Raw genomic sequence first — 14,837 nt, 5'->3', positions numbered from 1 at the left:
CCTCCTCTTAACGGTGTGTGAGTTTCAGTTTCTCAACCGTTGCAGCAAAGTTTGGCAGCCATTTCTCATGCGCCAGGATCATCTCACTCGCGAGTTTTTCAGCGTCACGGTCAGAATGCACCAGCGGGCTCAGGTTCAGCGCCAGCAGCACGTCATTCAGCTCGCCGCTCAGGGCCGCATTGCTCGCCGCCACTTCAAAGCCTTTGATGGTATGAATCAGGCCCATCACCTTATCGTCGAAGTGGGTAATGCGGGGATGCGGTTTTGCACCCTCGCGCCCAAGGATGCAGGTCATCTCCACGGCCCAGTCTGCCGGGATATTGTCGATGTGCCCATGATGCGGAACGTTCACATAGTGCTCGGCCTGCTTGTCATTGTAAATGGCGTTGATCACTTCACACGCGGCATCTGAATAGTATGCCCCACCGCGCTGCTCAAGCTCTTTCGGTTTGACGTTCAGGTTCGGATCTTTATACAAATCAAAAAGCTGCTTCTCTACTTTCTGTACAACCTGAGCGCGTGCGCCACCTTTGTAGTATTCACCCATTTCAATCGCCAGCATCTCTTTCTGCTTGAAGTAGTAAAGCAGATACGAGCACGGCAGCAGATTCAGGGAGCGGATCAGCCCTTCGCTGAACGGCAGATCGAAGATGTTTTTCACCGAGGCCGCGGTCAGGCGACCAGAGGCAACGCCATCAAGCAGCTCCGCAAAGCGCGATTGCCCGTTCACAATCACATCTTTGATAAAGACCATGTGGTTCAGGCCGAACAGGTCAATGGACAATTCATCGTTATCGGTTAGCGCCAGCACATCGCGGATGAACATCTTCATGCCGATCGGAATATTGCAGACGCCGATAAAGCGTTTGAAACCGGTGTGACGATAGACTGCCTCGGTGACCATCCCGGCCGGGTTGGTAAAGTTAATCACCCACGCGTTCGGGCAGATCTCCTCCACGTCTTTAATGATGTCAAAAATGACCGGAATCGTACGCAGACCTTTAAACAGGCCACCTGCCCCGTTGGTTTCCTGGCCCAGATAACCGTGGCTCAGCGGAATACGCTCGTCCAGCTCACGCGCCTTCAGCTGGCCGACGCGCAGCTGGGTGGTCACGAAGTCAGCATCTTTCAGCGCCAGGCGGCGATCCAGCGTTTTATGCACGGTTAAAGGCACGCCTGCTTTTTCAACCATGCGTTTGCACAGTTCAAAAATAATATTTAGCTTCTCCTGACCTTCTTCAACATCCACCAGCCATAATTCGCTGACCGGTAATTCATGATAACGTTTCAGGAAACCTTCAAGTAATTCCGGGGTATAGCTGCTGCCGCCACCAATGGTTACGACTTTTAATTTCTTTTGCATAAACTCTCCCTTAGCTTATCAGGGTAATCGCCTGCAAGGTATAGCGTACTCTTCCCGCTATTTGGGCAAGCCATTACGTCAATATTCCTGGCGGATAACCGCCGAAAGTTAATTAATTACCGTTAAATTTTTGCGGTAACTGTTCGGTGTGAATGAAGTCATTTTCTTAAAGGTTTTAATAAACAGGCTGGGGCTGCTGTAACCCGATTCGTAAGCGATATCGGTGACAGAGTAGTTAGTAATTTCCAGCTGTTTTTTGGCAAAATTGATGCGGATTTCATTAATAATTTGAACAGGCGTTTTACGGTAATAGCGCTGCGTGGCGCGCGTTAAATATTCCTGCGATTTACCCGACAGCGCCACCATGTTTTCCAGGGCGTTATCGCTGAACTGTCCTTTATCGTGCATCAGCTCCACGGTACTGCGCAGCCACTGAGGAATATCATCCACCACCTGCTGTTCTTCACGGTGATGGCGAAGACGGTTCATGACGTAGAACGTCACGGTTTCAATAAATTCATCAAATTCATTGTCGCGGAAATTCAGCGAGGCGATAACCGTTTCAATCCAGGTCATAAACTCATTTTTAACGCGGTACACCTGTGACGCCACAAAGCAGAACGGAACCAGCGGCAGATAGTGCTTCTCGAAGAAACGCCTGCTCACCCCTACGTTAAGAATGCGGGTCGCACCAAACTCATAAAAGCTCTGGTGATAGGACCCCATCGGCAGGAAGACGAAATCGCCACGCTCAAGCAGGACGCGCTTACCGTTAATCTCCTGATAGTAGCGGCCGGTCAGAACAATCGTGAACTCGTAGTAGTCATGCTGGTGCAGACCGCTGGCGCTCTCCGTTTTGTTGTAAATCACCACGTGAAAATTCTTGCCATTAAACAGCTGCTGCTCATGTGCGGTTTTGATTTCCATCGTGCCGACCTCCTGGTGCCTGTTCAGACTTACTGCATCTTCTCGTGAAGCTCGATGAGCTCCGCTACCATCTCGCGCGCCAGCATGGAGGTCATCAGGTGATCCTGCGCATGTACCAGCACCAGACTCACTTTCATCTTCCCTTCGCCCTGGTCGCTTTCGATGAGTTTCGTCTGCACCAGATGCGCTTCGTTTAACGCCGTACGGGACTGCTCCATCATGGTTTTCGCGGCAACAAAATCGCCCTGCTTAGCCTGCTTAAGCGCCGCATACGCCAGGCTTCGCGCCTGCCCGGAATTGATGATGAGCCCCATCACCACCTCTTCCAGATCGTTCACTGCGGTTTCTTCGGCAACGATACTCTCTAAATCTAACATCTTTAAGCTCCTTTACGCTGGCGCGGGTTGCCCCGCGCCGTGCAATTTTAGAATTTCAGTGCGAGGGCGATATCCTCCTCGCTCTCTTCTTCATCGATAACCGTTGCAGCCTTGTTCGCAATCGCCACGAACGGCATGTAGAGCAGGGTTGCAATCCCGAGGTTGAATATCGCCAGCAGGAAGGCGGCCACGCTACCGTTGGTGTTGAAGAACGCGCCCAGACCAGCTGGCATCGTCCACGGCGCAATGTTGGTCACCGGCGGGATAATGCCCAGGTAATACGCCGTCAGCGTAATCGCGGCCAGCAGCGGCTGAACCAGGATGAATGGAATGAACATCACCGGGTTCATGATAATTGGCAGACCAAACAGGATCGGCTCGTTAATCTGGAAGATGCCTGACGGCAGGGCCAGCTTCGCAACCTGACGATGGTCGGCGCGGCGAGAGACAATAAAGACCGCGATGATCAGACCCAGCGTCGCCCCGGTACCGCCCAGGAAGATATAGGAGTCAAGCATCGGCTTCGCCCACACATGGAAGGTTTTACCGGCCGCCAGCGCCGCATCGACGGAGCCGTACTGCTGGTAAAGCGCGACGTTTTCCAGTGCCCACGGGGTCATAATACCGCTGTCCAGCGCCGCCAGTGCCAGTGAACCATGCACGCCGAAGAACCACAGCAGGGAGGTAAAGATGACATACGCCCAACCGACCACGCTACCCATCGACGCCAGCGGCGTTGAGATAGAGTCCATAATGATCTGGTGGAAGTTAGTCCCCCAGTGAGAGAGCGCCCAGGCAATAATCCCCATGATGGAGAGAATAATGAAGCCCGGTATCAACGCGGAAAATGAACGAGAAACGGAGGCCGGAACGCTATCCGGCAAGCGGATAACCCAGTTGCGGCGAATAATAAAGGTGAACATTTCGGCCACCACCAGTCCGATAATAATACCGGAAATGATGTTTGCCCCACCCAGCCAGTTGGCGCCCACGGCGTAAGCGTCGCCCACGCTGTACGGCGTGACGGTCATAAACGCGGCAATGGACAGTAAGCCCGCCGCCAGCGGATCCACCTTACGCTCTTCCGCCAGGGCCATTCCAATAAAGAAAGGCGCCATTAGCGACATAATACCCAACGTACCGTTGTATACGTTGCCGCCAATGGCTTTTAAACCATTAAGGGTTTCAATAGTGGAAGCATCTAACCTAATTCCTAATGAATAAAAAAAGGAACCTTCTCCAAAGCTGAGAAAAACGTTGTTAATTAAAACGAACATTGCCCCGGCTAATGTCAACGGCATTAATTTAATAAAGCCGTTCTTAATGGCATTAACGTGAGGCTGCTTTCCTATTTTAACAGCAAAAGGAAGGAGTACCTTTTCAAGTGAAGCGATGACTTTACTCATAGGAAAATACCCTTAAATGCCGCAACGACCGTTACGGCGTATTGTGTGTGAAATAACTCTTTGACGGGAAAAATAAAAAATTAATTAGCAGCTTTTTTAATCGCCGCAACAGCAGCTTTTAATACACCTAAACCATCAATCTTGCCGTATAAAACGGAATCGATCACTTCGACCGGCTTATTAGGGAGCAAACGTTGAATTTCTGGCAGCATATAAGCGATTTGCGGCCCGAGTAAAATTACATCTGCTGTCTGACCCTTTTCGCCCGCCAGCGTTTCCGGAAACGCCTCAATCACCACAGGGACTTCATATTTTTCGGCCTGCGCGCGCATTTTTGAAACCAGCAGCGAAGTGGACATGCCCGCAGAGCAGAACAAGTAGATATGTTTCTTTTCCATGATAATTTCCCTCGTATTGGTCTGACCGCCGTCGCGCTATCACTCGACTCGCTATCCTGGCTGACGGGCAGTGTGCTGAACATTGTTTGTCGTTGAAGTGAGTATACGCAATGGTACAGGGAGGGGATAATTCTGGATAGACTCAAATTGTCTCTCATTGACCTGGCTTGTTGACTACCTTCACATTTCAGGCAAATATTTCGCGCTAAGAAATAAGATTTACGTATGCATAAAAAAACCGGCCATCAGGCCGGTTTGTTAACACTTTCAGGCAAGCGCGGTTACTGCGCCTTAGGTGCCTGTGGATCGGTGTCGTATTCAGCGCAGGTCTGGTAACCAGAATTGATCACGTGACCGGTATCATCCAGGGCGACAAAGTAGGTTTCTGCCTTACCGTTACGTTGACCCAGAATATAGGTCTGGCAGGTGCCACGCGCGTGGATCATAGTGACTTCTGAAGAAGGTTTACCGGCAATGGCTGCAACCTGTGAACGCGTCATGCCTTTTTTGACGTCTTTTACCACTGGCTGTGTGAACTGATCTGTGGTGCGATCGTAAGCTGTACACCCAGCCAGCATAGTCAGTACCGCCGCTGCGCTTAAAATTCCTGCTACGTTCTTGTTCATATTCCGTCCTCTTGTTTATCAGCGTGTTAACTAAGCATGGGATAAAAATTACTATTGTTCAACTTTGCGAGTTACGCCAGACGAATTTCGGAAAATTCTAATAAAACAACGATAAGCTGCTAAATCGCTGTAAAACAGTACACTCAAAACTGTGATCCTTGTCGTTTCCCCGACAAAGGGTTAGTTTTAACAGATCACACTTTCTGTTTGGTTCTGCATAGGGAGGGCGTAATGGCTCTGCAACAAGAAATTATTCAGGCGCTGGGCGCGAAACCTGCGATTAATGCCAAAGAAGAGATCCGTCGTAGCGTTGATTTTTTGAAAGCTTACCTGTCCGCACACCCTTTCCTGAAGACGCTGGTACTGGGTATCAGCGGCGGTCAGGACTCCACTCTGGCCGGTAAACTAAGCCAGATGGCCATCACCGAGCTTCGTGACGAGACCGGTGACACCGCACTGCAATTTATTGCCGTACGTCTGCCGTATGGCGTGCAGGCCGACGAGCAGGACTGTCAGGATGCGATCGCCTTTATTCAGCCGGACCGTGTTCTTACCGTAAACATCAAAGGTTCGGTACTGGCAAGCGAGCAGGCCTTGCGTGAAGCCGGTATTGAACTGAGCGATTTTGTTCGTGGCAACGAGAAAGCCCGTGAGCGCATGAAAGCGCAGTACAGTATCGCAGGGATGACCAAAGGGGTCGTCGTCGGCACCGACCACGCCGCGGAAGCCATCACCGGTTTCTTCACCAAATACGGCGATGGCGGCACGGACATCAACCCCCTCTTCCGCCTGAACAAGCGTCAGGGTAAGCAACTGCTGGCGGCGTTGGGCTGCCCGGAGCACCTGTATAAGAAGGCGCCAACGGCAGACCTGGAAGACGATCGCCCTTCCCTGCCGGATGAAGCCGCGCTGGGTGTGACCTATGACAACATCGATGATTATCTGGAAGGCAAAACGCTCGACGGAGGTACCGCAAAAATTATTGAAGGCTGGTATCTGAAAACCGAGCACAAACGCCGTCCACCCATTACGGTGTTTGATGATTTCTGGAAAAAGTAAAAGCAAAACGGTAACTCAGTTTTGCAGGCCGGGTAAGGCGTAGCCGCCACCCGGCTCTTTTTTAACCACCAAACACCTGCTACACTGTATGCCTGAACAGTATATGGAGCAGTATGTGAGCAGGCGTCAATCCGCCCCGCGTCTTGAGTTTGAAGCGGCGGCTATCTACGAATATCCCGAGCATCTTCGCCCCTGGCTTGAGGCGCTGCCTAAACAGCCTGGCGTCTATTTCTTCCACGGCGACAGCGACACCATGCCGCTCTATATCGGCAAAAGCGTAAATATCCGCAGTCGGGTGATGTCGCACCTGCGTACGCCGGACGAAGCGTCGATGCTCAGACAGTCCCGGCGGATCACCTGGATCGAGACGGCAGGTGAACTGGGCGCGCTTCTGCTCGAAGCCCGGCTCATCAAGGAACAGCAGCCGCTGTTTAACAAACGCCTGCGCCGCAACCGCCAGCTGTGTTCCTTGCAGGTTAACGCGGGAAAACCGCAGGTCGTTTATGCCCGGGAAGTGGATTTTTCGCATGAACCGAATCTTTACGGTCTGTTTGCCAACAAACGTGCCGCACTGCAAACTCTGCAAACCCTTGCTGATGAATTACAGCTTTGTTACGGCCTGTTAGGACTGGAAGCGACTACCCGCGGTCGCGCCTGTTTCCGCTCCGCGTTGAAACGCTGCGCCGGGGCGTGCTGTGGAAAAGAGAGCGTTGAAGAACATCATGCCCGGTTTATGGCTGGCCTGGCCTCAATCAGCGTCAACTGCTGGCCGTGGGAAGGCGCGGTGGCGTTGAAAGAGACCCGCGATGCGATGACGCACTATCACGTCATCCGCAACTGGCTCTGGCTTGGCGCGGTTGAAAGTCTGGATGACGCTGCCGCCCTGCTGCGCACACCTGCCGGGTTCGATCAGGATGGCTACAAAATTCTCTGTAAGCCGCTGTTAACCGGTAAATATGAGATAGTCATGCTCAATGACCCGGCAGCCAGGTAATTTCACTGAACAGCAGCGACCCCTTCGTTTCCAGTAGACGGAGGGTATGGCTGCCCTCTTGCCAGCTGGCGCCCTGATCGGCGGTCAGTAATTTATCGCCTAGTTGCCAGGCGCCGCTTAATACGAACGCCACGCCACCGCGTGATGCGAAGGTAGTGAACGTTCGGGTAGCAACGCGCACCTTTGCCTGGCAGTGCTCCCGTCGGGTCATGACATTGAAATCCATCGACATCTGCCCCTCCGTGAGCACGGCTTTCACCGTCAAATCGCCCGCAAAGCCGTAAGGCTGATGGTGTTTCAGGGTATGGCAAAACGCCCTCCCCGCATCCAGCGTCACCTCGCCGCCTTCCAGCAGCGTAATCACCCGGTCAACGCCCGGAAACGCGGAGAATTCGCCGTTACTGGCGATGGAGGCGATGCTGGCCCGCCAGGAAAAATCCCGCGTCGCGGGAGGGAAACAGCAAATCTCACGCGTCTCGCCCGCGCCGTTACGCCAGAGACTGACGGGTATTTTACGGATATCAAAGAATTCCATGACCACTCCTGAAGGACGCACCGTGCGCCAGGGCATTTTCACAGACGTATTATCGGCAACGGTAAGGCCAGACCTTAGGCATGGGGCAAAAGAAAAACCGCCGGTCCTGTCCACAGCGTTTTCGCTTGTGTAGACAGGAGCCCGGCGGTCTTAAGAGAGTGAACCGATTATTCGGCTGGTGCAGGCATTTTACCTTCCGGCGCTGCACGTTCTGTCAGACGCTTCTCAAAATTGGCATTAAATTGCTTTTTCTGTTCCGGCGTCAGAATGTTGTAAATCTTGTTCTGGGTTTCCATGTGGGCCAGCATGCGCGCTTTATGCTGCTCGGCCATTTTGTCGATCTGCGCTTCTGCTTTTGCTTTGTCGAAGCTGTCGCTGGCAATGATGTCATGCATCGCGCGGCGCTCTTCCAGCGGAGGACGTTTCATCTGGTCACGCTGACTTTTCCTGATGTCGCGGATCTGCTGCTTCTGCGCATCGGTCAGGTTCAGATCTTTAAACATCATCATCTCATGATGCATACCCGGCTTGCCTTTATGATGCATCATCATTTTGCCTTCTGCCGGCGCGGCGGTAGTGGTCGCGGTATCGGCGGCGAACGCCATGCTGGTAGCGCCCAGAGCCAGGGTAGAGGCAACAAACAGTGCAGTTAATTTACGCATAATGTCTTTCCTTACTTTCAGTTATTCTTCGGCGCTATGCCGTGTTGACGAGATTAACTTTACGGGGTTTATCGTCAATTAGTCAGAGCAACGGTAAAACAATGAAAGTATAAAAAACACGTTTTCGCCAATTATGGAGAAATTAAGGAAAAAGCGTGGAGAGATGAAACAAAAATATTCAACAGCATGATTTTAAAGAGATTATGGAGGAGTATAGCGAAGTACCGTTTAATAATAAAGCAATTCTCCAGGAATATTCCGCAAACACTACCAGAGCGCTTTTAACGTTAAGAAATTAATTCTTCGTTTCCCCTCCGGTCTGCGCGAGGGGAGACGATCAGGGCATTTTTTCCAGCATCAACCCGGCTCGTAAACCAAACGCGACTGACGGGTTAGGAAATAAAACATATTCCGTGGGGTTCTGTACCGCATAGCGCGTCTCACCATCTTCCGCCAGCAGGACGCCCTGGCGAAACGGCGTGAAGTTCAGCGTATGGGGCGCCATATGAAGCTGGAAAGCTTCACTTTGACGCGTGATCTGCTGTACGACCCGATAGCGCACGACGGGTTCCCGGGTGGGTTCCGGTGCAACCCCTGCGAACAACGCCCGAAGCGCCTGATGCGTAGGGGCAAAACGCGTCAGGTCGTTTTGCCCGAACGGCAGCGCTTTTCCCAGCTCCAGCGTGCAGGACAGCGCGCCGAAATTCTCACAGGTGAAATGGGTAAACGTGCCGCCCGGCGTCTGGTGGAAAACCAGCGCTTCCAGTCCCGCGCCGCCAAGCCAGGTCAGAAACGCCTCATCCCACGGCTGATGGCGCTGCGGTAACACGCCAAAACGTACGTGGTACGAGGCGCGGATGGCGGTATGCAGATCGAGGTGCCAGCGCGTTTCCCCCGCCCCGGCAAAAAACGCCGTGACCACCTTCTCCAGCCATTGCGCACGTGTCGTTTCATCACTCTGTGGAAATTGCGCCCAGCGGCCACCAAACATTCGGTTGATGTCGCTCACGAGATACCGTTTGTTTTGCGCCAGCGCAGGCGGATTTCCCAGTGCCACCAGCAGACGGCAGTGCAGCGTGATCTCTGCGCGATAAAGCGCGCGCAGCAACAGATCGACAATCTCCACGGGCGCGGTTTCATTCCCGTGAATGCCGGTAGAAAGCAGCAGCGACAGGTTATATTGCCCCGTCGGCGTCAGTTCAAGCACGCCCGGCCCCAGCCATCGCCAGTGGAACGAGGGGCCTTCCCCCTCGTGCCGCTCCGGTGTCTCTTCAGCCAGCGTCAGCGCCAGAAAGTTTTCCATATCGTCTCCTTAGCGCTGGAACGGATAAACCGCTCCCAGTTGCAGGATGGTCGATAATGCATCCAGCGCCTCGCGGCCTTCGCGCAGCAGCTGCGGATCAACCAGATCGGCCTGAACCAGACGGTCACGATAGTAGCGGTCCACCCAGTCATTGAGGGTATTGAACAGCGTGTCGTTCATCATCACCGACGGATTCACGGCCTGCATTTCCTCCGGCGTTAACACCACGCGCAGTCGCAGGCACGCCGGTCCCCCGCCGTTAGCCATACTTTCCCGCAGATCAAACACGCGCAGTTCATCAATCGGGTTATCCGCCTGCACCAGTTCGCTGAGATAGCGCCAGACACCCTGATGGTTGCGGGACTCCTGCGGCAGCACCAGCATCATGCTGCCGTCATCCCGGCTCAGCAGCTGGCTGTTGAACAGATACGTTTCGACCGCATCCTGCACGCTTACCGCCTGCGTGGGCACCTGAATCGGCATAAATCCCGGCACGCGTTCGTGCAGCGTGGCCAGCAACTTTTCCTGATGGGCAAACGCCTGCTCGTGGCAGAACAGCACCTGACGGTTGGAAACGGCAATCACGTCGTTATGAAACACGCCCTGGTCGATCACCTGCGGATTTTGCTGGGCAAAAATCACCTGAGTAGGATTAACCTGGTTCAGCCGTGCAACCGCCTGGCTTGCGGCTAAGGTTTGTCTCGCTGGATAACGAACCGGCGCGGCGTGGCCGCCCTCTTCCCGTCCATAGATAAACAGCTGCAAACCCGGATCGCCGTAATCGCCACCCAGACGGTTGTGGTTTGCCGCCCCTTCGTCGCCAAACATCGCGACCTGCGGCAGCGCTGAATGCACCTCAAAATGCGCATCATGATTAAAAATGGCGCGCAGCACGCGCCCGGTGGTCTCCGCTTCGCTGGCGCGGTGGAATTTGTTGTTCAGGTTAGCGACGGTCAGATGCACTTTGCCGTCCAGCGTATCCGCCGACGGCGCGACGGTGGCGGCATTCGCTACCCACATTGAAGAGGCTGAACTGGCCGCGGAAAGCAGCTGTGGGGACTGCGTACCGGCTTTTTCAACCACCTGTTCATCCGTACCGCTGAAGCCCAGCTGGCGCAGCACGGCCACGTTCGGCCGCTCCTGCGGCGGGATCACCGCCTGCGGGAAACCGGCATCGGACAGCGCCTTCATTTTCAATAGCCCCTGCCTGGCCGCCAGCTTCGGGTTCGAGACCTGGAAACGGTGCTTCGTCGAGGCTTCATTGCCGAACGACAGCCCGGCATAGTGGTGCGTCAGCCCCACCAGCCCGTCAAAGTTAACCTCACGCGCTTTCATGGGCGTCACCCTCTGTAAAATCCAGCCCCGGATTCAGCGTCTCCGGCAGCGTCAGCGCCGGGGTTTCCAGGCTTGCCATTGGCCACGCGCAGTAATCGGCGGCATACCAGGCGCTGGCGCGATGGTTGCCCGATGCCCCTACGCCACCAAACGGCGCGGTGCTCGCCGCGCCGGTCAGCGGTTTGTTCCAGTTCACGATCCCGGCGCGCGCTTCCAGCAGTAGCTGGTCGAATTTCTCGCGATGCGGGGATATCAGGCCGCTCGACAGGCCGTAGCGGGTGTTGTTGGCCATCTCGATCGCCGATGCAAAATCGTCATAGCGCCAGACGCACAGCAGCGGGCCAAAGACCTCTTCATCCGGCACGTTGCTCGTCGCACTCATCTCAATAATCCCCGGCGTCAGCAGCGATGTGCCCGGCAGAACCAGCTTCGGCTCCAGCAGGGTTTTCGCCCCGCGCGCCACGTGCTCCTGCCACGCTTTCAGCACGTTCAGCGCCGCCTGCCCGGAGATCAGCCCGCCGATAAACGGCTGCGGCTCGGTATCCCATTTCGCGGGAACCAGACGCCCGCTCACCTCCACCAGACGCTTAAGAAAAGCATCCCCCTGCGCGCCGCGTTTAACCAGCAGGCGGCGGGCGCAGGTGCAGCGCTGTCCGGCGGTAATGAATGCCGACTGAATGGTCAGGTGGACCGCAGCATCGATATCATCCGGATCTTCCACAATCAGCGGGTTGTTGCCACCCATCTCCAGCGCCAGAATTTTTTCCGGCTGCCCCGCCAGCTGACGATGCAGCTGATAACCCGTTCCGGCACTGCCGGTAAACAGCAGACCGTCAATGTCGCTCAGCGCACTCAGCACCTGACCGGTTTCACGCCCGCCCTGCACCAGATTCAGCACGCCCGGCGGCAGCCCCGCCTGCTCCCAGAGTTTTACCACCGCTTCTCCGGTTAAGGGGGTTAACTCACTCGGCTTGAAGATGACGGTATTTCCCGCCAGCAGCGCAGGCACAATATGCCCGTTCGGCAGATGCCCGGGGAAGTTGTACGGGCCAAACACCGCCAACACCCCGTGCGGACGGTGGCGCAGCGTGGCGGCGCCGTCCGGCATCCCGGTATGCTGCTCACCGGTGCGGGCGTGGTACGCCTTCACCGATATACCGATTTTATTGATCATCGCCGTCACTTCGGTTGTTGCCTCCCAGCGCGGCTTGCTCGTTTCGCAGGCAATGATGCGAGTCAGCTCTGCTTTATTGGCCTCCAGCAGCGCAGCAAATTTCTCAACCAGCGCCTGGCGCTCGGAGAATGGCCGTTTCGCCCATGCCGGAAACGCGCGGCGTGCAGCCTGGCAGGCCTGCTCAACCTGCCCGGCGCTGGCGTCGCTCCCCGACCAGAGCACCTCCTGGCCGACCGGGTTAGTTTTTGACCGCGCATCACCTTCGCCCGTTACCCAGTCACCGTTAACCCATAGAGTCATGCTGTTTTCTCCTCAGGGCAGAGCCGCACCAGGCGAACCGTGTCGCCAGCGTTACATTTCAGGGCATCCAGTTGCGCAGCCGTCAGTACCAGACGCTCGCATGTTGGGTTGGTTCGCACCAGCATGGCGCGGAAGTTGGCGTAATTCTCGTTCGAGACCAGGCAGGCTGGCCACTCGCCCGGCGCGGGCTGGCCTTCTGAAACCTCAACCAGGCGGCTTTTTCGGATGGCGCGTACGCGGTCAATATCGCATTCCAGCGTCGGGCCGCCGTCAAAGATGTCGACGTAATTGCGGTAGCGAAAACCCTCTTTCTCCAGCACTGCACGGGCCGGAGCGGTTTGCGGGTGAACTTCGCCGATCACCGCCTGCGCTTCCGGCGTTAAGAAATGGGTATAAATAGGATGCTTCGGCATTAACTCGGCGATAAACGCCTTCTGACCGGTACCGCACAGGTAATCCGCCCGGCTGAATTCCATGGAGAAGAAGCGTTCGCCCAGGCTCTCCCAGAACGGCGAGTAGCCCGTCTCATCAATTACGCCGCGCATCTCCGCGACCACTTTTTCGTTGAAGCGGTCGCGAAAGGCGGCCATAAACATGAAGCGCGATTTGGAGAGCAGATAACCGTTACCCTCTTTGCGCCAGTCCGGATCGAGAAACAGGGTGCAGAGTTCGCTGGCGCCGGTATGGTCATTACAGAGAAAGAGCGTCGGCAGCGCGTTGTAGACGTTCAGCTCTTTCGAGGCGTGGACCATCGTGCCGACGCGGTAGTTGTACCACGGATCGTTGAGCCCGACGGCCACCTCGATGGCGCAAGTCCCCGCCACGGTTCCCGTGTCGGTCTCTTCCAGCACGAACACATAGCCCTGTTCGCTTTTTGGCAACGTCCCCTGCCAGGTTTGCAGGGCGCGCTCAATGCGCGCCGACAGCGTTTTTTCATCGGCAGGCAGCGAGGTCAGCCCGCCCCCTGTCTTACCGGCAAGCTGCATAAGCCCGGCGAGATCGCCGTGCGCAACGGGACGGATGACCATCATGATGACACCCCGGACTTCACCTGTTCGCAGGCCAGCGCAAAACGATCTAACCCGGTTCTGACCTCTTCCTCACTGACGATCAGCGCAGGGGCAAACCGCACCACGTTAGCACCGGCAATCAACACCATCACGCCCTGCTTTGCCGCTTCCTGTGAAATCAGCTTCGCTTTGCCAGCAAACTCAGGGGCAAGCTCACAACCTATCAACAGCCCCAGACCGCGGATCTCTTTGAACATGCCGGTCTGGTTATTGATGGCGGTAAGACGCTCAACAAACCACTGGTGACGCTGCTTCACGCCGCTAAGCACCTCAGGAGTATTGATGATATCCAGCACCTGTCCGGCGACAGCGGTTGCCAGCGGGTTACCGCCGTAAGTGGTGCCATGGGTGCCCACGGTCATCACGCTGGCGAATGTATCGGTGGTCAGCATCGCCCCCACCGGGAAGCCGCCGCCGAGCGCTTTGGCTGTTGAAAGCACATCCGGGGTCACGCCATAGTGCATGTAGGCGTACAGCTCACCCGTGCGGCCCACGCCGGTCTGGACTTCGTCAAAAATCAGGACCGCGTTATGCCGATCGCACAGCTCGCGCAGCCCTTGCAGGAACGCTTTCTGGGCGGGCATGACGCCGCCTTCCCCCTGCATGGGCTCGACAATCACCGCACAGGTGGTGTCGTCAATCAGCTCGCTGGCAGAGTGTAAATCGTTATACGCCGCATGACGGATATCCGGCGGCAGCGGCGCAAAATCCTGAGAATATGAGGGCTGACCACCCGCACTGACGGTAAACAGCGTGCGGCCATGGAAGGCATTTTTAAAGGCTACGATGCCGCTCTTGTGCGGGCCGAATTTATCGTGCGCATATTTGCGCGCCAGCTTCAGCGCCGCTTCGTTCGCTTCCGCGCCGGAGTTACAGAAAAAGACTTTTTCTGCGAAAGTGGCGTCGATCAGCTTCTTCGCCAGACGTAACGCCGGTTCGTTGGTATAACCGTTGCCGGTATGCCAGAATTTCGCCGCCTGATCATTCAGCGCCTGCCGCAGAGCCGGGTTTGCATGCCCCAGCGCATTCACCGCAATCCCACCCGCAAAGTCGATATACTCTTTGCCCTGCTGATCCCACAGGCGAGAGCCCTCCCCACGTACCGGAATAAAAGCCGCCGGAGCGTATACCGGCATCATCCATTCATCGAAATTTTCACGCGTAACTGACAGAGACATAGCGACCTCATCCGGTAAATAAAAGGTTGTTTAAATGTTAAATAATTGAGTGTTTGCACTGTGAATGTAGATTGCAGCGTTCGTGCCAGCCAGCGATAAAAATGCATAAACGGATTTGGGTAACAGAATA

The 14,837-nt window shown here is 55.3% G+C and carries 15 protein-coding genes; 2 read left to right on the top strand and 13 right to left on the bottom strand.

The features are described from left to right. Positions 1-7: 7 nt before the first annotated feature. The 6 genes from ACQG03_RS09200 to osmE all read right to left on the bottom strand — a co-directional run bounded on the left by ACQG03_RS09200 (position 8) and on the right by osmE (position 5,097). On the bottom strand, positions 8-1,363 hold the full coding sequence (locus ACQG03_RS09200) for a 6-phospho-beta-glucosidase (RefSeq protein WP_022647822.1): 1,356 nt from the start codon (positions 1,361-1,363) through the stop codon (positions 8-10). 108 nt (positions 1,364-1,471) lie between these two features. Next, positions 1,472-2,317 (bottom strand): transcriptional regulator ChbR, encoded by an 846-nt coding sequence (gene chbR, locus ACQG03_RS09195; RefSeq protein ID WP_263053871.1) that lies wholly within the window; start codon positions 2,315-2,317, stop codon positions 1,472-1,474. Positions 2,318-2,319: 2 nt separating this feature from the next. Continuing rightward, on the bottom strand, positions 2,320-2,667 hold the full coding sequence (gene chbA / locus ACQG03_RS09190; RefSeq protein ID WP_022647820.1) for a PTS N,N'-diacetylchitobiose transporter subunit IIA: 348 nt from the start codon (positions 2,665-2,667) through the stop codon (positions 2,320-2,322). Positions 2,668-2,714: 47 nt separating this feature from the next. Beyond that, positions 2,715-4,073, bottom strand: a complete 1,359-nt coding sequence (gene chbC / locus ACQG03_RS09185; protein WP_017384664.1) for a PTS N,N'-diacetylchitobiose transporter subunit IIC — start codon at positions 4,071-4,073, stop codon at positions 2,715-2,717. An 80-nt stretch (positions 4,074-4,153) separates the two neighbouring features. Then, positions 4,154-4,471, bottom strand: a complete 318-nt coding sequence (gene chbB, locus ACQG03_RS09180; protein ID WP_015570750.1) for a PTS N,N'-diacetylchitobiose transporter subunit IIB — start codon at positions 4,469-4,471, stop codon at positions 4,154-4,156. Positions 4,472-4,752: 281 nt separating this feature from the next. Next, complete coding sequence (gene osmE, locus ACQG03_RS09175) at positions 4,753-5,097, bottom strand: osmotically-inducible lipoprotein OsmE (protein WP_022647818.1); 345 nt, start codon at positions 5,095-5,097, stop codon at positions 4,753-4,755. Positions 5,098-5,328: 231 nt separating this feature from the next. Between osmE and nadE the strand changes: the two genes are divergently transcribed. Continuing rightward, positions 5,329-6,156 (top strand): ammonia-dependent NAD(+) synthetase, encoded by an 828-nt coding sequence (gene nadE, locus ACQG03_RS09170; protein ID WP_063163256.1) that lies wholly within the window; start codon positions 5,329-5,331, stop codon positions 6,154-6,156. A gap of 115 nt (positions 6,157-6,271) precedes the next feature. Continuing rightward, a complete protein-coding gene (cho, locus tag ACQG03_RS09165) occupies positions 6,272-7,150 on the top strand; it encodes an excinuclease Cho (RefSeq protein ID WP_074129358.1) in 879 nt (292 codons plus the stop codon). On the opposite strand, the gene ves is transcribed toward cho, so the two are convergent. From ves to astC, 7 genes are all read right to left on the bottom strand, one after another. Then, a complete protein-coding gene (gene ves / locus ACQG03_RS09160) occupies positions 7,128-7,685 on the bottom strand; it encodes an environmental stress-induced protein Ves (RefSeq protein WP_022647815.1) in 558 nt (185 codons plus the stop codon). The two genes, cho and ves, sit on opposite strands and share 23 nt — an antisense overlap. Positions 7,686-7,852: 167 nt before the next feature. After that, positions 7,853-8,347: an ATP-independent periplasmic protein-refolding chaperone Spy gene (gene spy / locus ACQG03_RS09155; RefSeq protein ID WP_022647814.1), complete on the bottom strand. Its 495-nt coding sequence runs from the start codon at positions 8,345-8,347 to the stop codon at positions 7,853-7,855. Between the two features lie 337 nt (positions 8,348-8,684). Beyond that, positions 8,685-9,650 (bottom strand): succinylglutamate desuccinylase, encoded by a 966-nt coding sequence (gene astE / locus ACQG03_RS09150; RefSeq protein ID WP_046618291.1) that lies wholly within the window; start codon positions 9,648-9,650, stop codon positions 8,685-8,687. Positions 9,651-9,659: 9 nt separating this feature from the next. After that, entirely contained in the window at positions 9,660-10,985 is a 1,326-nt protein-coding gene (astB, locus tag ACQG03_RS09145) for an N-succinylarginine dihydrolase (protein WP_063163255.1), read from the bottom strand. Next, positions 10,972-12,459, bottom strand: coding sequence for a succinylglutamate-semialdehyde dehydrogenase (astD, locus tag ACQG03_RS09140; protein ID WP_063163254.1), 1,488 nt, complete (start codon positions 12,457-12,459; stop codon positions 10,972-10,974). Before astD ends, astB begins: the two co-directional genes overlap by 14 nt. Next, the gene (astA, locus tag ACQG03_RS09135; RefSeq protein ID WP_063163253.1) at positions 12,456-13,490 is read right to left on the bottom strand and encodes an arginine N-succinyltransferase; all 1,035 of its coding nucleotides are present in this window, start codon (positions 13,488-13,490) and stop codon (positions 12,456-12,458) included. Before astA ends, astD begins: the two co-directional genes overlap by 4 nt. Next, positions 13,487-14,707, bottom strand: coding sequence for a succinylornithine/acetylornithine transaminase (gene astC, locus ACQG03_RS09130; protein WP_022647809.1), 1,221 nt, complete (start codon positions 14,705-14,707; stop codon positions 13,487-13,489). The genes astA and astC overlap by 4 nt, the downstream gene beginning before the upstream one ends. Positions 14,708-14,837: the final 130 nt, after the last annotated feature.

The organism is Enterobacter cloacae complex sp. 342H5, assembly GCF_050030905.1.
Lineage (GTDB): Bacteria > Pseudomonadota > Gammaproteobacteria > Enterobacterales > Enterobacteriaceae > Enterobacter > Enterobacter intestinihominis.
The sequence above is the reverse complement of the archived record's forward strand: the minus strand, read 5'-3'. Positions and strand labels throughout refer to the sequence as shown.